The organism is Vibrio sp. 10N.222.55.B11, assembly GCF_041473705.1.
GTDB classification, from domain to species: domain Bacteria; phylum Pseudomonadota; class Gammaproteobacteria; order Enterobacterales; family Vibrionaceae; genus Vibrio; species Vibrio crassostreae_C.
This window is the reverse complement of the sequence record NZ_JBFRST010000033.1, coordinates 1-249: the sequence shown is the minus strand read 5'-3', so window position 1 is coordinate 249 and position 249 is coordinate 1. Positions and strand designations below refer to the sequence as shown.

Genomic DNA, 249 nt, shown 5'->3' with positions numbered 1-249 from the left:
TCAGGGGACGTCAGTGGAACATCCAATAGCTCAAAGATAGAATCAATAAAGCCTTGAAGAGCACGTAATGGTAATGAGAATACTCCTTTAATCATCAAGGCAGTTTCAATCGCTGTATCAGAGTACTGAAAGCCTCTACCACGCTTACCATGATGGGTTTTGCATCGCCATGCATCTACGGCTGTATCATCTATCCAGAACGTAACCGAGCCCCGTTTGCACAAAGCCTTATTGTACTCCGCCCAGTTA

At 45.0% G+C, this 249-nt stretch carries 1 protein-coding gene; it reads right to left on the bottom strand.

The features are described 5' to 3' along the window. The coding region (locus tag AB4503_RS11925) for a transposase (RefSeq protein ID WP_372114777.1) at positions 1-249 on the bottom strand (249 nt) is incomplete at both ends.